The 18,518-nt window shown below is 47.0% G+C and carries 12 protein-coding genes and 1 pseudogene; 11 read left to right on the top strand and 2 right to left on the bottom strand.

What is annotated here, in order from left to right:
- Position 1: 1 nt before the first annotated feature.
- The 4 genes and pseudogenes from yidC to mnmC form a co-directional block, all read left to right on the top strand.
- Positions 2 to 1,678, top strand: a complete 1,677-nt coding sequence (yidC, locus tag ICN25_RS01550) for a membrane protein insertase YidC (RefSeq protein ID WP_216178729.1) — start codon at positions 2 to 4, stop codon at positions 1,676 to 1,678.
- A gap of 41 nt (positions 1,679 to 1,719) precedes the next feature.
- Entirely contained in the window at positions 1,720 to 3,099 is a 1,380-nt protein-coding gene (gene mnmE / locus ICN25_RS01545; protein WP_216179499.1) for a tRNA uridine-5-carboxymethylaminomethyl(34) synthesis GTPase MnmE, read from the top strand.
- An 89-nt stretch (positions 3,100 to 3,188) separates the two neighbouring features.
- Complete coding sequence (locus tag ICN25_RS01540) at positions 3,189 to 5,036, top strand: phosphoenolpyruvate carboxykinase (GTP) (protein ID WP_216178728.1); 1,848 nt, start codon at positions 3,189 to 3,191, stop codon at positions 5,034 to 5,036.
- A gap of 47 nt (positions 5,037 to 5,083) precedes the next feature.
- Positions 5,084 to 6,175 (top strand): annotated as a pseudogene (gene mnmC, locus ICN25_RS09915) (FAD-dependent 5-carboxymethylaminomethyl-2-thiouridine(34) oxidoreductase MnmC); the annotation flags it as partial.
- On the opposite strand, the gene ICN25_RS01535 reads toward mnmC, so the two are convergent.
- Positions 6,145 to 8,823: a DNA topoisomerase III gene (locus ICN25_RS01535; protein WP_216178727.1), complete on the bottom strand. Its 2,679-nt coding sequence runs from the start codon at positions 8,821 to 8,823 to the stop codon at positions 6,145 to 6,147. The pseudogene mnmC and the gene ICN25_RS01535 sit on opposite strands and share 31 nt — an antisense overlap.
- 198 nt (positions 8,824 to 9,021) lie before the next feature.
- Entirely contained in the window at positions 9,022 to 9,720 is a 699-nt protein-coding gene (dprA, locus tag ICN25_RS01530) for a DNA-processing protein DprA (protein WP_216178726.1), read from the bottom strand.
- A 71-nt stretch (positions 9,721 to 9,791) separates the two neighbouring features.
- Between dprA and def the strand changes: the two genes are divergently transcribed.
- From def to ICN25_RS01495, 7 genes are all read left to right on the top strand, one after another.
- Positions 9,792 to 10,307 (top strand): peptide deformylase, encoded by a 516-nt coding sequence (def, locus tag ICN25_RS01525; protein WP_197712879.1) that lies wholly within the window; start codon positions 9,792 to 9,794, stop codon positions 10,305 to 10,307.
- Positions 10,308 to 10,314: 7 nt separating this feature from the next.
- Complete coding sequence (gene fmt, locus ICN25_RS01520; RefSeq protein ID WP_216178725.1) at positions 10,315 to 11,310, top strand: methionyl-tRNA formyltransferase; 996 nt, start codon at positions 10,315 to 10,317, stop codon at positions 11,308 to 11,310.
- A 1-nt stretch (position 11,311) separates the two neighbouring features.
- Positions 11,312 to 12,625, top strand: a complete 1,314-nt coding sequence (gene rsmB, locus ICN25_RS01515; protein WP_216178724.1) for a 16S rRNA (cytosine(967)-C(5))-methyltransferase RsmB — start codon at positions 11,312 to 11,314, stop codon at positions 12,623 to 12,625.
- Complete coding sequence (locus tag ICN25_RS01510; RefSeq protein WP_255536632.1) at positions 12,622 to 13,203, top strand: DUF4390 domain-containing protein; 582 nt, start codon at positions 12,622 to 12,624, stop codon at positions 13,201 to 13,203. The genes rsmB and ICN25_RS01510 overlap by 4 nt, the downstream gene beginning before the upstream one ends.
- Before the next feature lie 74 nt (positions 13,204 to 13,277).
- A complete protein-coding gene (locus ICN25_RS01505) occupies positions 13,278 to 15,509 on the top strand; it encodes an ATP-binding protein (RefSeq protein WP_370624700.1) in 2,232 nt (743 codons plus the stop codon).
- A gap of 2 nt (positions 15,510 to 15,511) precedes the next feature.
- Positions 15,512 to 16,192, top strand: a complete 681-nt coding sequence (locus ICN25_RS01500) for a response regulator (protein ID WP_216178722.1) — start codon at positions 15,512 to 15,514, stop codon at positions 16,190 to 16,192.
- Positions 16,193 to 16,286: 94 nt separating this feature from the next.
- A complete protein-coding gene (locus tag ICN25_RS01495) occupies positions 16,287 to 18,491 on the top strand; it encodes an OsmC domain/YcaO domain-containing protein (RefSeq protein WP_216178721.1) in 2,205 nt (734 codons plus the stop codon).
- The last annotated feature ends 27 nt before the right edge of the window (positions 18,492 to 18,518 follow it).

Raw genomic sequence — 18,518 nt, 5'->3', positions numbered from 1 at the left:
AATGGACTTTAAAAAAACAATTCTTTGGGCAGTCTTCTCAATGTCAGGCTTAATGCTTTACAACAACTGGCAGGTTCACGAAGGGAAGCCGTCGATGTTTGGTGGAAACCCTGCAAGCACTGCTGTTGTGCCTGAAAAAGCTCAAGCAAGCAAAGTAGATATTCCATCGCCCGTTCAAAACCCAAGCATTCCAGCATCGAATCAAGCGCCTGCTATTGTTGCTAGCGCAATTGAAACGGCAGAAAAGTTTGTATTGCAAAACGATGTATTGATTTTAGAAATCAGCGCTAATGGCGCCAACATTATTGATGCGAAATTACCCAAACAGCTGACCGCAGAAAAGAAGCCGGTCGAGTTATTTCAATACGCACCAAACCATAAATATTTTGCACGTTCCGGCTTAATTGCTTTGGGTAATGCAGACCTACCTAATCACACCAGCACGTTTAAGTTAGTGCAGTCCGGTAAGGATGGGTCAGGAAAACCTTTTATTGTTTTGGCTAGCGAGCGCAACGGCGTAAAACTAGAGAAGACATTTATCTTAAGTCCCGGCAGTTATGTTGTTGATGTTGGACATCGCGTTACACAAAGCAATACGAATGCAGCACCCTTGGTCCTTTACACAGAGATCGTGCGCGACGCTTCGCAAGAGCAAAAAATTGGGCCTTTTGATGGCGCATTCTCAGCAAGCACCTTTACTGGCCCAGCTGCATACACCGAAAAAGAAAAATTCAATAAGCTGGAATTCACGGCCATTGATAAAAACAAAATCACGATTCCTACACAGGTGCCAGCAGGAGATCCCGCTTGGATCGCCATGGTTCAGCACTACTTCGCTAGCGCCTGGATTCCTGGCGACAAGATGGCGCGTGACATTTACGCCGGAAGAATTGATAACAACCTTTACCGCATTGGTATGCAAACTCCTTTGGGCGTAGTGGCGCCAGGAACAACTGTTGTTGAAAAAGCAAAGCTGTTTGTAGGCCCACAAGAGGAAAGCGTTTTAGAAACGATTGCTCCAGGGTTTGCTTTGCTGAAAGACTACGGATACCTCACCATTCTTGCTAAACCTATTTTCTGGCTGCTAGAAAATATTCACGCTTATGTTGGTAACTGGGGTTGGTCAATTATCTTGTTGACCATCTTGATTAAGTTGGTGTTCTTCCCACTGTCTGCTGCTAGTTACAAATCAATGGCGCGCATGAAAGAAGTTCAGCCACGTTTGATTGCCATGAAAGAGCAGTACAAGGGCGAGCCACAAAAACTCAATCAAGCCATGATGGAGATGTATCGCAAGGAAAAAATTAATCCTTTGGGTGGTTGCTTACCTGTAGTCATTCAGATCCCAGTGTTTATTTCTTTGTATTGGGTTCTGCTGTCCTCTGTAGAAATGCGTAACGCACCATGGATTGGTTGGATTCATGACCTATCAGTTCCGGACCCATATTATATTTTGCCAATCATCATGGCAGCCTCTATGTTTGTGCAAACCAAACTAAACCCAACGCCACCAGATCCAATTCAGGCAAAGGTAATGATGTATATGCCGCTAGTGTTCTCAGTGATGTTCTTCTTCTTCCCTGCAGGCTTGGTTCTGTACTGGGTAGTAAACAACTTGCTGTCAATTGCTCAACAATGGCAGATCAATCAAATGTTTGGAAAGAAGCCGGCTAAATAAATTTTTAGCTGCCTAAAGATGAATACGGAGTGCCCGCAATGATGACTCGAAAGTTGCCCATCATTGCGGTTGCCACCGCACCAGGCAAGGCGGGTGTTGGTGTCATTCGCATTAGTGGAGCTCAGCTTTTACCGCTCTCAGAAGCTTTATTTCAGAAGGCACTTCTGCCCCGTCAGGCCAACTTACTGACACTTCGTGATGCGCAAGGCGAGTCGATAGACCAGCTCATTGCTATTTACTTTGCTGCCCCCGCCTCTTTTACTGGCGAGGATGTCTTGGAGCTGCAATGTCATGGTGGCCCACAACTTTTAGAGTTGGTCATGAAGCGTTGTCTAGAGCTGGGAAAAGATCAAGGCTTGGTAATTGCTGAACCTGGCGAATTTTCTCTACGCGCTTATCTAAATAACAAAATCGATTTAGCCCAAGCAGAGGCTATCGCAGATTTAATTGATGCCCAAAGTGAGGCGGCAGTTCGTGGGGCAGCACGCTCATTGCAAGGAGCTTTTTCAAACGACATCAATAGTTTGATTGAAGAAATTACCCAGTTACGTATTTTGGTGGAATCCACCTTAGACTTTCCTGAAGAAGAGATTGAGTTTTTAGAGAATGCTCAGGCTCGCGAGCGCCTCAGTACTGTGATGAAAAAGTTGCAAGGGCTTCGTGAAGGTGCAAAGCAAGGAAAAATTTTGCGCGACGGCATCCAGTTGGTTTTGGCCGGCGCCCCCAATGTTGGAAAAAGCTCTCTTCTGAATCGCCTGGCTGGTGAGGAGGTGGCCATTGTCACGCCTATCGCTGGAACTACAAGAGATCGGGTTAAGGAGAGCATCACCATTAATGGGGTGCCTATGCACATCATTGATACCGCTGGTTTGCGTGAGACCGGCGATCTCGTTGAGGCAAAAGGGATTGAAAGGTCTTGGGAGGCCATTCGAGCAGCCGACCTGGTGATATTTCTGCAAGATCCAAGCCCTATGGATAAAGGCAAAAGCGCTGAGGCTTCCGAGTTGAAGGCTCAAATATTGCAAGCGCTCCCACCAAAGTGCCCTGTTTTAGAGGTTCGCAATAAATCCGACTTATTGAGTGAAGCTGCGTTAAATCATGATGAAAATCCCAGTTTGCTAATTTCAGCGAAGACGGGCAATGGTATTGAAGCTCTAAAACAGACAATCCTAAGGTCTGTAGGCTGGGGCGGTACTCAAGAGGGTGCCATTGTGGCCCGTAGACGGCATTTGGATTGTCTAGACAGAGCTGCTGCTCATATAGATAAATCTCAGCAATTCGCAGCAGATGGCAACATATCGCTGGAGTTATTTGCAGAAGAGCTCCGTTTAGCACAAGATCAGCTTGGGCACATTACTGGAAAACTACTCCCCGATGACCTTTTGGGCAAGATTTTTAGCCAATTTTGTATCGGCAAGTAAAGGGTTTGCACTTGGTGGGCCAGACCCTAAAAATATGGCCAAAATGTTAAAATAGTGCGATCAAAAATATTACATTTCATAGGACTCTCATGACTATCAATACCAATGCACCTGAGTACGTAAAAAATCAAAAACTGATTCAATGGGTTGCAGATATAGCCGCCTTAACTAAACCAGACAAAATCCGTTGGTGTGATGGTTCTCAGGCTGAGTACGATGAATTTTGTGAGCTGCTGGTAAATGCAGGCGTATTCAAGCGTCTCAACCCAGCTAAACGCAAAAACGCTTTCTTGGCATTGTCAGATCCAGATGACGTAGCTCGTGTTGAAGACCGCACGTTTATTTGCTCTGCAAAAAAAGAAGATGCAGGCCCAACGAATAACTGGGTAGAGCCAAGTGAAATGCGCGCTACTCTAAAGCCATTGTTTGATGGTTGCATGCGCGGTAGAACAATGTACGTAGTGCCATTCTCAATGGGCCCAATTGGTTCCCCAATCGCCCACATTGGCGTTGAGCTTTCTGATAGCCCATATGTTGCTATTAACATGCGCTTGATGACTCGCATGGGTAAAGCGGTGATTGATCAACTGGGTGCAACTGGCGAATTCGTTCCTTGCATTCACACCGTTGGTAAGCCTTTGGCTGCTGGCGAAAAAGACGTTGCATGGCCTAACAATAAAAACAAGTACATCGTTCACTACCCAGAAACTCGTGAGATTTGGTCTTTTGGATCTGGTTACGGTGGCAATGCATTGCTAGGTAAAAAATGTTTTGCATTGCGCATTGCTTCCAACATGGGTCGCGATCAAGGCTGGTTGGCTGAGCATATGTTGATCTTGGGTGTGACTTCACCGGAAGGCAAGAAATACCATATCGCTGCTGCGTTCCCATCTGCCTGCGGAAAAACTAACTTCTCCATGATGATTCCTCCAAAGGGCTTCGAGGGCTGGAAGGTCACTACAGTTGGTGATGACATTGCATGGATCAAGCCACGCAAAGACCCTGTTACAGGTAAGACACGTTTGTTTGCGATTAACCCAGAGTCGGGTTACTTTGGAGTTGCTCCAGGAACAAACCGCCAAACCAATCCAAACTGTCTCGATTCATTAAACCAAGACGTGATCTTTACTAACGTTGGCTTAACCGATGATGGTGATGTTTGGTGGGAAGGTTTAACTGATACACCTCCAGCACATTTAATTGATTGGCAAGGCAAGGACTGGACTCCTGCTGATGGCGCTGCTGGTCGCAAAGCTGCACACCCAAATTCACGCTTCACTGTAGCTGCTACTAATAACCCTGCGGTTGATCCTAATTGGGATAATCCTGAGGGTGTAGCGATTGATGCATTTTTGTTTGGTGGTCGTCGCTCAAACACGGTTCCATTGGTAAGCGAGGCGCGTGACTGGGTAGAGGGTGTTTACATGGCTGCAACAATGGGCTCCGAAACAACCGCAGCTATTACTGGTCAAGTTGGCGTTGTTCGTCGTGATCCTTTTGCGATGATTGCATTTGCTGGCTACAACATGAGCGATTACTTCCAACATTGGTTAAACATCGGTAGCAAGCTTGCTGCTGAAGGTGCTGTGTTGCCAAAAATCTATTGTGTGAACTGGTTCCGCAAAGATGAAAACGGCAAGTTTGTATGGCCTGGTTTTGGTGAAAATATGCGCGTACTTTCTTGGGTCTTGGGCCGCGCCGAAGGCACAGCCAAAGGTAAAGAGACTGTATTTGGTATTTGCCCAGAACACGCTGATATGCAATGGAACGGTCTCGACTACTCAGCAGATAAGTTTGAAAAAGCGATTACTGTTGGTGTTGACGACTGGAAGAACGAGCTCAAACTGCATTCAGAATTATTTGAGCATTTGGGTGAGCGTTTGCCTAAAGAGTTAATCGAAGCTCGTAGCAAAATTGAGAAGCGCTTAAACGCCTAGGCATTTCCTAGAAATTTAAGAAGCCTTTTTTAAAACATCTTTATTTAATGACCTTACCCCAACACCATGACATCGTGGTGATTGGGGCAGGCATTGCAGGCTCTAGCATTGCCAGTGAGCTGCTCGAGCGCGGTCAAGCGGTTTGTATTGTTGACTCAGCCCCTCATCCCGCATCAGCATGTTCTAGTCACGCTTACGCCATTGCTCATCCACATGTTGGTCGTGGAGCTCCCCGTTTATTACGCCTAACTCGCATTGCCTTTTTGATGGCCGAAGCTCGATGGGGCAAGGTCTGGAATCAGCACGGCATCTTTCAGCCAAACAAAAAAGACAAAGTTTTTAATCGTGATGATGTTGCAAGCTATCTGCAGTCACTTAATCTTGATGAGAGTATGGCACAAGCACTTGATGCGAATGATGCAATGCAAGCTTGTGGAATTTCTCAAGATGGCATTTGGCTTTCACGGGGCGCATCATTAAATTTGTTTGAAGCAACGCAAGATGCGTTGGCTCCCCACCCAAAAATGACTTGCTGTTGGAATACTCCCGTCGCTCGACTAGAAAAAGTAAATGCTGGCTGGCAATTAATCGACCCTCAAGATAAGCCCATCATGACTGCTGGCAAAGTCATTATTGCGACAGCGCTCGAAACTAAAAAGTTAGCCGCAAGCATCGACGTACGACTTCCTTTGAGGCCAGTGCGCGGACAGCTGAGTATTTTTACTATTGATGAAAATAGTTCCTGGGCGCCAAAACTACCTCGCACCGCTATATCAGGTGATGGCTATTGTTTGCCAGCTAAGAAATTACCCGATGGCAGCTACCAATGGATAGTGGGCTCTAGTTTTGACGAGGGAGAGTCTGATCTTCAGGATTGGGATGCTAGTGATGACTTTAATCGTGAACAGGCAAGAGGCTTGCTGAATTACGAACATGGTGACCTTAGCCAACTTCAAAAGTCAGGAAGCTTTGTAGGTGTTCGTTGCGTTGCTGGCGATCGTTTGCCTATTATTGGCGCGCTGACTCAACGCCCAGGGATATTTTTGGCAACAGCCCTGGGGTCGAGAGGCGCACTGTGGTCGGCTCTAGCGGCCAAACTCATTAGTGCTCAGGTGCTTGAAGATGACTTTGCTTTGCTGGCACGCTTAGGTTTTGCTGCAGACTTAGTGGCTGCGCTGGCGCCGGCACGTTTCTTCGCTGGAGCTTTAGTGGCGGCACCCTCTTTAGGTGCTTTTGCTTCAAACTCAAAACCTATTTTGCCATCTGTGCCCAAGGCGAGATAAGCCTTAAAGCCACGACCAGTACGGTTTGATTTGAAATTGGTTAGCAAATCTGTTTTGCCTTCGGTAAGCAATTTTTGAACTTGCTCAGCAGAAATTTCTTGTTGTAAAACAACCTTGCCCGTTTTGAAATCACATGATTTATCTGGCCCGGTATTTCTTTCGCACAAATAGCGCATGCCATCTTCATACACTGCACCAGAACATTTTGGACAAACGCCTAAAGCTTGACGGCCAGTAAAGTCGATCGCCTCGGATTCATCTTCTTGAGTATTGCCAAAATCAAATTCGAGCTTGAAGCCTGCGTTTGGATAGTCAGCATCATCTTCGGGGATTTCGCTTAACTTAATAATTGCCGCAAATGGCCTGCCCATTTTGCTGCGGAAACCCTGCAACGGCCCAATAGTTTTCTCACGTAGTAATTCTTCTACTTCGGGGTATTCAAACGCACGACCACCCGGGGTTTTGCTAATCGTAAAGCCACATTTCTCACAAGCAAAGCGGCGATAGTTTTCTTTAACCGCACCTTTACAGTGTGGGCACGGCGTAGACATGGTGGCATAGTCACCAGGAATCGTATCGCTGTCATATTCTTTTGCACGCTTGACGATGCGTTGGGTCATCTGGGCAATTTCTTGCATGAAGGTGTCGCGATTCATCTCGCCACGCTCAATCAAGGAGAGTTTATTTTCCCAGCTGCCCGTGAGATCTGGCCGCGTTAATTCTTCAACATCCAAGCCGCGCAAGAGTGTCATTAATTGGAATGCTTTGGCTGTAGGAATGAGTTCGCGTGCTTCGCGCACCATATATTTTTCTGCTAGCAGGCCCTCAATAATGGCCGCACGTGTTGCAGGTGTGCCTAGACCCTTTTCGGCCATGGCTTCGCGCATCTCATCATCATCTACCCACTTACCGGCGCTTTCCATTGCTGATAACAAAGTTGCCTCGGTGTAGCGAGCTGGCGGCTTGGTTTTTAAGGGAATGGCGGCGATGGATTCAGTTTGTACAGTCTCACCTTCTTGGACTGCAACTAGCTCATCATCCGCTTGATTGGATCTGCCGTAAACCGTTAGCCAACCTGGTGTGACCAGCACGCGACCTTCAGTTTTAAAGTGGTGTCCTGATGCTTCGGTGATGCGAGTGGTGACGCGGAATTCAGCTGCGGGATAAAACACTGCCAAGAAGCGACGAACAACCAAGTCATACAGCTTTTGCTCAGGCTCACTCAGGCTCTTTGGAGACTCTAAGGTGGGAATGATTGCAAAGTGATCAGATATTTTTGAGTTGTCAAAAATACGTTTGTTCGGTTTGATCCAGCCATATCCCGTCTTTGCTTTTGGATCCTTGGGATCGCCTTGCAAAATTTGTTTGGCGAAGGGGCGATACTCTTGTGAGTTTTCAGCCAAGTTTTCCATGGTCTGCTTCACGGTATCCAGATAATCTTCCGGCAATGCTTTCGCATCGGTACGTGGATAGGTAAGCACCTTGTGACGCTCGTAAAGCGCCTGGGCTAAACCCAAAGTATTCTTGGCGGAGAAACCAAAGCGTGCATTGGCTTCGCGTTGCAAGCTAGTTAAGTCAAATAGTTGTGGTGCTAGTTGAGTGGCTGGTTTTGCCTCTTCTTTAACACTCGCCTTTTTGTCGCGGCAGGCTGCAACAATGCTTTGCGCTGCTGCTTCGCTCCATAGGCGATTTTCACGCGCATCAGGCGCAGCCGCATCTTTCTTAAACTTCGGATCAAACCAACGGCCTTCATACACGCCGGCTGCAGCAATAAACTCAGCCTTCACCTCCCAATAATCTTTGGAGATAAATTTACGGATGAGCTCTTCGCGCTCCACCACAATTGATAGCGTCGGCGTTTGTACTCGACCAACCGTTGTTAGAAAGAATCCACCGCTCTTACTGTTGAACGCAGTCATGGCGCGAGTGCCGTTGATTCCCACGAGCCAATCAGCCTCAGAGCGGCAACGCGCTGCATCTGCTAGGGGCTGCATATCACTATCACTACGCAGTGAGGCAAAGCCATCACGAATGGCTGCTGGCGTCATTGATTGCAACCAAAGTCGCTTGATTGCTTGAGGTGCTTTTGCGTGCTGAGCAATTAAACGGAAAATCAACTCACCTTCGCGTCCCGCGTCACATGCATTAATGAGTTCATTAATATCTTTACGCTTAATGAGCTTTTGCAATACCTTAAGCCGCGATTCAGTTTTAGCAATCGGGCGTAAATCAAAATAGGGTGGCACAACTGGAAGATTCGCGAATGACCACTTGCCGCGTTTGACATCAAATTCTTCGGGGGCGGCGATTTCTAATAGATGGCCAACTGCGGAAGAGATAACAAAGTCATCACTCTCGAAATAGTCCTCGTATTTGGTGAAGCCACCCAAAGCCTTGGCAATGTCATTCGCAACGGAAGGTTTCTCCGCAATGATCAGCGCCTTAGGATGATCTACGGTTGAGGTCTTTGAGCTGCTTTTCTTGGTAGTTGCTTTAGTTGCCACGCGTTTTGCCTAAATTTGAGCTTGAAATGATGTTTTTAATGGGTGAAAACGGGCGACCAATTTAAACCAGATCCTGGGTAAAACCGTCGCACCCCTCTTTTTTATTATTAACCGATAAATTAACAAAAGTCCAAAACCCGCATTTTTTGGAGCCCACTTGAGGGTCTTATGAAGGGCTAATTTAGTCAAAATAGGCTTTTAAAGCACTTTAAATGAGGTTTTTTGGTATTTTGGCAATTCCTCAAGAATATCTTTTGGGGATTGGACTAGTTTGGCACCTTGCTGCAGGAGTTGGTGGCAGCCCCTGGCCAGAGGGTGGTGAATCGATCCGGGAATCGCAAAAATCTCCCGCCCAAGCTCGCACCCCAGCCTAGCGGTAATCAGCGAGCCAGAGCGCTCAGCAGCCTCAATTACCAAGATTCCTAGGGCTAGGGCAGCAATGATGCGGTTTCTGCGTGGGAAGTGCCAGGGTTTTGGACCCAATCCTGGGGCCAGCTCAGAGATTAAGAGCCCAACCCCGGCAATCGCCTTAGCCAGCTGAAGATGCTCTCTTGGATAAACGATATCCAGCCCTGTTCCGCACACCGCTAAGGTTGGATGGTCTTGATTTGGCCCAAGAGCGCCTAGGTGAGCAGCACCATCAATCCCTTTAGCTAGGCCAGAAACAATCAGATACCCCTCTGCAGATAGGGCCTGCGCAAAATAGTGTGCGTTTTTGATTCCTTCTGGGCTAGCGGCACGTGACCCAACAATGGCAATCATGGGCAAATTTAGCAGGCTAATGTCCCCATATATATAGAGTGAATGAGGTGGGTCGCATAAATCTAGCAAGCGAGCTGGGTAGCCAGGGTTGTCCGGGTGCATTTGAATGATGTGAGGACTATTTGAAATGTGCATGAAGCAATTTTCAGCATGGGGCGAGAGAGAACTATCGGGACAGTCTGATTACTCTGTTGGATAATTCCCATATGGCTTTATTAACCGTCCTTTGTTATCCGGATCCGCGCTTACACAAGGTTGCAAAACCCGTGGCGCAGGTAGACGCACGCATCAAAAAAATTGTGGCTGATATGGCCGAGACAATGTACGAAGCTCCTGGCGTTGGTTTGGCTGCAACTCAGGTAGATATTCATGAGCGGATTGTGGTGATTGATGTCTCAGACAATCAAGATGAGCTAATGGTATTCATCAACCCAGAATTAGTTTGGGCAAGCCCTGAAAAAAAATCGTGGCGTGAGGGCTGTCTCTCTGTGCCAGAGTATTACGATGAAGTAGATCGTCCAGCAGTCGTCCGAGTGAAGGCGCTTGATATCAACGGTAAAGAATTTGAAGTGGAGGCAGATGGTTTGTTATCAGTCTGCTTGCAGCATGAGATGGACCACTTGCAGGGTAAAGTATTTGTTGAGTATCTCTCGATGTTGAAGCGCAACCGCATTTCTCTCAAAATGAAAAAGCGCGCAAAAGAATTAGTAGGCGAGCGCTAAGCGCCCAATGAAAATTGTTTTTGCTGGCACCCCAGAGTTTGCTGCACAAGCAATGCGTGCAATAGATCGCGCTGGCCATCAAATTGTTTTAGCGCTTACCCAACCAGATCGTCGTGCGGGTCGCGGCATGCATCTCCAGGCTAGCCCCGTAAAAATATTTGCGCAAGAGAAAAACATTCCTGTGTTGCAGCCGGAAACGCTGAAGCGGGAGCATGCAGATCCACAAAAGAAGATTGCCGCTCAACAGGCTTATCAATATTTATCTGATATTGATTTTGATGTGATGGTGGTTGTTGCCTATGGATTAATTCTTCCCCAAGACATTCTTGATATTGCTTCCCGCAACGGTAGATATGGCTGCTTCAATATTCATGCCTCTTTACTGCCAAGGTGGCGTGGTGCAGCGCCGATACAGCGTGCCATTGAGAGTGGTGATGCCACTACAGGCGTGAGCATCATGCAGATGGATGCAGGCTTAGACACTGGCGATACCGTTTTGGTAGGCGATCTAGAAATTACGCCTCATGAAACCAGCTCATCACTCCATGATCGTTTGGCAGTCTTGGGTGCGGAGCTCATGGTCAAGACGCTCAATGACTTGGATAAAGGCTCTGGCATCGCAAGAACTCCGCAGCCTAGCGCAGGTGTTACCTATGCAGAAAAAATATTAAAGAATGAAGCAGAGATCGATTGGCATTTAAGTGCCATTGAAATTGATCAACGCATACGTGCTTTTAATCCATTTCCTGGCTCTACTAGCAACCTTCATGGCGAGCAATTCAAGTTTTGGAACTCTTGCTTGCCTAGCAAAACGCAAGCATTGCAAAACACCGCCCCAGGACAAGTATTGGGGTTTGATGGAGATGCAGTGTATGTTCAGTGCGGAGATGGCGTGATTGAAATCCTAGAAATGCAAAAGCCTGGCGGGAAAAAAACGAGCGCCAGCGCTTGCCTTCAAAGCTATCGCACACAAGAAAAAATAATGCAGTTCAAGAAAGATTAATTTGACCGATCAAAAAACACCACGCAGTCTTCCGCTATCAGAGGCGATTACTATTTCTGCGCAAGCAATTGGCGAGGTGATGGTGGGTCGATCGCTCACAGAGGTGTTAGATCAGCTGGATGCTCATGAGCGGCCAATTGTGCAAAGTCTCACGTTTGATGCTTTGCGTAAGTGGGTGAGGTCACATGAGTTCATTAAGCAATTCATTCCAAAGGCGCCACCGCTAGAAGTCGAGTATTTATTAAGCGTGGCAATTGCTTTATTTTTACAAGGCGCGACCGAGGGCAAAGGCTACGCAGCACATACCATCGTTGATCAGGCTGTCAAAGCTTGCAGCGAGTATGAGCCGACGATGTATGCCAAGGGCTTAGTGAATGCTGTACTGCGTAAGGTGAGTCTCGCCGTTCAGGCTGAGAATGAAAAGCCTTATCCGCCAGACCCTATTCCAATGTTCTTTCCGCCTTGGTGGCGGGCGAGTCTGAAGCGAAATTACTCCAAAGCTTGGCAGGCAATGTTGATTCAGCAAGCCCAGCGCGCACCTTTGATTTTGCGGGCGAATGCTAAACAACATACACGCAAGGAATATCAAGAGCTATTGCAGCAAGCCGGCATACTTGCTGAGCCTGTTGAGAATGTTGCTGGGATCACACTAGATTCTGCTTTGCTCTTGCGCGAGCCGGTGCCGGTTTCGGATTTGCCAGGATTTTATAGTGGCGCAGTTTCTGTTCAAGATGCGGGCGCGCAAATTGCAGCCATCTTGCTTGATCCAAAACCGGGTGAACGCATATTGGATGCTTGTGCAGCGCCTGGGGGTAAGACTGCTCATTTATTAGAGCTAGCGCAATGTGAGATGACTGCATTAGAGCTAGATGGCGAGCGCCTTGGAAAAATTGGCGGCAATTTAGATCGTTTGCGTCTTCACTCTGACGCGGTTCGAGTGGTGCGCGGCGATGCTTCAAAGGCAGCTTGGTGGGATGGCAAGCTGTTCGACAAAATTCTATTAGATGCACCCTGCTCAGCCTCTGGCATTGTTGCAAGGCACCCAGACATTCCCTTCTTGCGTCGTGAGGCAGATATAAAGGCTCTGCAGATTAGACAGCGCGGCATATTGGAACAGGCCTGGAAGATGCTCAAACCTGGCGGCACGCTTTTGTACGTGACTTGCTCTGTGTTTCCGGAGGAGGGCGAAGAGCAGGCAACTTGGTTTGCGGCAGAGCATGCTGATGCGTTACGATTAAGCGCCCCCGGACAAATTTTGCCCGCTGAGCTAAATGACGGTTTTTATTACGCTTTGTTTAAGAAAAATGGTGCATGAGCCAAGGCATTAAACAATTCATTCTTTGTGTTTTGATGGCGCTGAGCTTATTTTCAGTAGCCGCAAGTGCAGAGGGAATCAAACTTAAATCTGCTGACCTTGAGCGGGTGGATGGTGACTGGCTATTAAATGCCACATTCCAGATTGAATTAACTCCAGGCCTAGAAGATGCAGTTCAAAAAGGTGTGGTCTTATATTTTCAGACTGAGTTTGATGTAACCCGTTCACGTTGGTATTGGTTTGATGAAAAACCTGCTCTTGCGCAACGACTAACGCGCTTATCTTATCAGCCGATGACACAGCAATATCGTATCGCCTCCGAAGGCTTTACCTTTTCTGCCAAGACCATGTTTGAAGCTTTGCAGGCAGTAGGTAGCATCGGGGGTTGGAGAGTAATTGATGGCAATCAAATTGATCCAAGTAAGTCTTACACTGCGGCATTAAGAATGACCCTGGATTTGGCTAAGCTACCTAAACCATTTCAGGTAAATGCGTTAAATAATCGCGACTGGAATGTCAGCAGTGATTGGCTGCGCTTTCCATTTTTGCCAAATGGGCCTAACGTCATTAAACGATGAAGATATCTTTTGACTTCATTGGATCTAATGCGTTTGAGAAAGATGCCTGGAAGAGGCGTGCTTTGCCTATAGCGATGGCGGCGATTGGCGCCTTTGCACTCTTACTATTGGTGCTGTTGTCAATCGCAACATCAAACACCGAGTTTTTTGATAACTATTTTATTTGGCTCTATGCGGCCAATGTAATCATTGGCATTTGTCTAACCTTGGTCATTTTGACTTTGGTGGTTGTGATTGCTGTCCGTTGGCGGAAGGGCCGATTTGGTACGCGCCTGGTAGCCAAGCTGGCCATGATTTTTGCTTTGGTTGGTGTTGTACCGGGATTAATTTTGTATGGCGTCTCATTGCAGTTCGTATCTCGAAGTATTGAGACCTGGTTTGATGTCCAAGTAGAGTCTGCCTTAGATGCTGGCCTTGAGTTGGGTCGCGTAACCCTGCGCATTGCGCAAGAAGAGATTCTGGCTGAGGGCAATTACATCGCCGAGCAAATTGTGCAGGTTCCCTCTGGCGCAACCTCTGAGCAGGTTGGCGTTATGGTGATGAAAGCCCGCAACCAATTTGGCATTCAAGAGGTGAGCCTATTTAATATTCAGCGCAATTTGATTCTAACTAGTGAGTCACGACCCAAAAAATATCTGCCTGCACCAAGCCCTGATGTCATCGCTGAAGCATTTAAAAAGAAGGGCCTCACCTCAGTAGAGCAAATTGAAGTAGATGGTGGACAGCGAAGCTATCGTGTGCGAGCGATCGTGCCAATCGTGCGAAAAAAACACGTTGTCAGCAAAGGGGACTCCGGTAAAGATATAGACGATAAATATTTTCTGCAGTTAGTGCGCTTCATTCCTGGCCCTTTGGCTAAAAATATCGTTGCGGTTGAGTCTGCCTACAGTGACTATCAAGAAAAATCATTAGGCAGGACAGGTTTACGAAAAATGTTTGTGGGCACACTTACGTTAACGCTATTTTTTGCTCTATTCGTGGCGGTTACGTTGGCCTTAGTTCTGGGGCGTCAGCTAGCCAGACCTTTGCTAATGTTATTAAAGGGTACGCAGGCTGTTGCTCAGGGAGACCTGTCGCCTAAGCCAGAGCTCGATACCGGAGATGAGTTGGGTATGCTCACGCGTCAATTTAATGTGATGACTCGCCAGCTTGCCGACACCAGAACATCTCTCCAAGAATCCAAATCATTTTTAGAAACGGTGTTAGGAAATTTAACTGCTGGTGTTTGCATCTTTGATAAGAACTTTAATGTGGTGTCTAGCAATGCAGGTGCTGACCGCATCTTTGGGCAAGACTTAACGCAAATGGATGGACGCCCTTTAAGCGATAGTCCAAGTCTTGTTGAGTTTGATCAAGCCATTAAAGAGGGCTTTGCCACGATGAAGCTAGCGGTTGCCGCGGAGAGCGGTCAACCAGAAATGGGTGCCAATAAAGCGGCGCCGGTATGGCAAAAACAGATTCAGCTTCACAGTACAAACGAGTTTGAGAATGAGCCTGGCGTCACTTTATTTATTCGCGGAACAGAATTAACCCCAGATTTACGCATGGTAGTCTTTGATGACATTACCGATGTAGTGAGCGCCCAGCGCTCCATTGCTTGGAGCGAAGTAGCACGGCGCCTTGCGCATGAGATCAAGAACCCGCTAACCCCTATACAGCTCTCAGCAGAGAGATTGCAGCATAAGTTGGCTGGCAAATTAAGTCCCGAGCAGGAAGAGATGATGAATCGCAGTACGGAAACCATCATTGGGCAAGTCCAGGCGATGAAGGAAATGGTCAATGATTTTAGGGATTTTGCTAAGACGCCAAGCCCACAGTTGAAATCCGTTTCAATTAATACTTTGACGCATGAGATCTTGGGTTTGTATGAAGGAAGCCCGTTAAAAACCCAGCTCGATTCGCGTTGCCCAAATATTATGGGTGACCCCACTCAACTGAGACAGATTATTCATAATCTTTTGCAAAACGCACAAGATGCTACTCTTGAGGGCAAGCATCAAGCTGAGCCAGTTGAAGTAAAAACAGAATTGGTGTCTTACGGAGAGCTTAGTGGTGTGCCACAGAATGCGGTCCGATTAACAATAAGTGATAGCGGTTCAGGATTTCCAGCTAAGATATTGGCAAGAGCATTTGAGCCGTATGTAACAACAAAGAGTAAGGGCACCGGATTGGGCCTGGCGGTAGTGAAGAAAATCGTTGATGATCACGGAGCCAAAATTGAGGTCCGTAACCGCATGCAGGGAGACGAAGTGATCGGCGCGCAAGTATCAATTTTGTTTATGAATCTGGCAAAAGAGGCAGCATAAGAATGGCAAGTATTTTGGTGGTCGATGATGAGATGGGAATCCGAGAGCTTCTCAATGAGATTCTGACGGATGAAGGCCACACCGTTTATGCGGCAGAGAGCGCTATGCAGGCTCGCACAATCCGCGAGCAAATGCGCCCAGATCTTGTATTGCTTGATATCTGGATGCCAGATGTAGACGGCATCACCCTATTAAAAGAGTGGTCCAAGACTGGGCAACTCACTATGCCGGTAGTCATGATGTCTGGACATGCCACGATTGATACTGCTGTTGAAGCTACCCGTATTGGCGCCCTGAATTTTTTAGAAAAGCCGATTGCGCTACAAAAGTTACTAAAGACAGTCAATAAGGCACTGGAGAGTTCCCCCAAATACGTCGAGCCAGCTGAAGAGCGGGCTACGTCAGCATCTACATCTAGCCCAAGCCCTAAGGCGGTAGTCGCCGAACAGGCGCCTCAGGCTCAGGATGGTGAATATATTAGCGGGATAGCAAAAACCTATTTTGATTTGCCGCTGCGAGAGGCTAGGGACTTATTCGAAAAAGCCTACTTTGAGCATCAAATGATCATTATGGGCGGTAGTATGACCAAAATTTCTGAATACACGGGTCTCGAACGCACCCACCTTTATCGCAAGTTAAAAGCTTTGGGCATCGATACTTCGCGTAATAAGGCCGAGCAGTAAAACACCTGCCATCAGTCTTTGAGGCAATTGATATGGCACACAGCATCGCCGATGCGACGGATAATGGTGCCCATATCATTTCGGAATTACTCCCATGGAAATAAAGGTTAACTTTCTCGATAAGTTGCGTCTTGAAGCCAGGTTCGACGACTTCACGGTGATTGCTGATCAGCCCATTCGATATAAAGGTGATGGTTCAGCCCCTGGGCCTTTTGATTACTTTCTAGCTTCATCGGCCTTATGCGCGGCCTATTTTGTGAAGTTATATTGCGATACACGCAATATTTCAACTGAGAACATTCGGCTTTCGCAAAATAATATTGTCGATCCAGATAACCGCTATCAACAGATTTTCAAAATTCAAGTTGAACTGCCAGAAGATATCTCCGCGAACGATCGTCAGGGCATATTGCGTTCGATTGAACGCTGCACAGTAAAAAAAGTCGTCCAAGCTGGGCCCGAGTTTGTTATCGAAGAGGTTAAGAATTTAGATGCTGATGCGCAGACTTTGTTGACGCTGAAGTCAGCCCCTGATGCGAGCACCTATATTGCTGGAAAGGATTTACCGCTAGAGCAAACCATTGCCAATATGTCTACCGTGTTGGCAAACTTAGGAATCAAGATTGAAATCGCCTCATGGCGCAACCTGATTCCGAATGTGTGGTCTTTGCATATTCGTGATGCGCATTCACCAATGTGCTTCACGAATGGCAAGGGCTCTACAAAGGAAAGTGCTCTGGCCTCAGCGCTGGGTGAGTATATTGAGCGACTCAGCAACAATCACTTTTACGCCGGGGCATTCTGGGGTGAAGATATTGCTAATAGTGCATTTGTTCATTATCCGAATGAACGCTGGTTTAAGCCGGGGCCAAAAGATTCGCTCCCCCCAGAAATTCTTGATGAGTATTGCCTAAAGATTTTTAATGCTGATGGTGAACTACGTGGCTCACATTTAATCGATACGAATTCCGGCAATTTAGAGCGCGGGATTTGTTCTTTGCCATATGTTCGTCAGTCCGATGGCGAGACGGTTTATTTTCCATCGAGTCTTATTGAAAATCTTTATGTCAGTAATGGTATGAGTGCTGGCAACACCTTAGCTGAGGCTCAGGTGCAATGCTTGTCTGAGATTTTCGAGCGGGCAGTGAAGCGAGAAATTATTGAAGATGAAATTGCTTTACCTGATGTGCCGCAAGAAGTGCTCGCTAAATATCCCGGCATTCTGGAAGGCATTCAGAGTCTTGAGGATCAAGGCTTTCCAGTATTAGTCAAGGACGCATCATTAGGCGGCGTCTACCCAGTCATGTGCGTTACTCTGATGAACCCACGAACAGGCGGAGTATTTGCATCCTTTGGCGCTCATCCAAACCTAGAGGTGGCGCTCGAGCGGAGTTTGACTGAATTGCTTCAGGGCCGCAGTCTAGAGGGCTTGAATGATTTGCCCCCGCCTACTTTCGCAAGTGAGGCGGTGACTGAGCCAAATAATTTTGTTGAACACTTTATTGATTCAAGTGGCATTGTGTCGTGGCGATTCTTCAGTGCAAAATCAGATTACGATTTTGTTGAGTGGGATTTTTCTGGCAAAGGCGAAAACTCAAATGTCCAAGAAGTAGCCGCTTTATTTGGCATTCTTGAATCCCTAGGTAAAGAGGCTTACGTTGCGGTCTATGACCAGTTGGGCGCGATCGCATGCCGAATCTTGGTACCAGGCTATTCCGAGGTTTATCCAATTGAAGATTTGATTTGGGATAACACGAATAAAGCGCTGTTATTCCGCAATGATATTTTGAATCTATCGAACTTGGATGATGCAAGCCTAAGTGCACTGCTTGAGCGCTTAGAAAATAATGAGCTAGATGAGTACGGCGATATTGCTACATTGATTGGTATTGAATTCGATGAGAATACGCCCTGGGGTCAGCTAACAGTTCTCGAACTAAAGCTATTGATCCATCTTGCTTTGAAACAATTTGAAGAGGCGCATGAGCTTGTCGGCGCCTTTCTTCAATATAACGACAATACAGTCGAGCGAAAATTGTTTTATCAGGCTTTAAGTGCGGTACTCGAGATTGTCCTAAGCGATGATCTAAATCTTGAGGACTACGAAGTCAATTTGCGTAGAATGTTTAGTGCCGAGAGAATGGATGCTGTTGTGGGTTCAGTTGAGGGAAGTGTCCGTTTCTACGGTTTGCTTCCTACAAGCATGAAGCTAGAGGGTCTCGATAGGCATCATCGTCTGATTGATAGCTATAAGAAACTGCATGTTGCGAGGGCAAAGGCTGTAGCCAACGGTAGCTAGGGCCAGGGCAAGAGTATTTGGCAGTAG

Source organism: Polynucleobacter sp. 80A-SIGWE, assembly GCF_018882295.1.
GTDB lineage: Bacteria > Pseudomonadota > Gammaproteobacteria > Burkholderiales > Burkholderiaceae > Polynucleobacter.
This window is presented reverse-complemented; position numbering and strand designations above follow the sequence as displayed.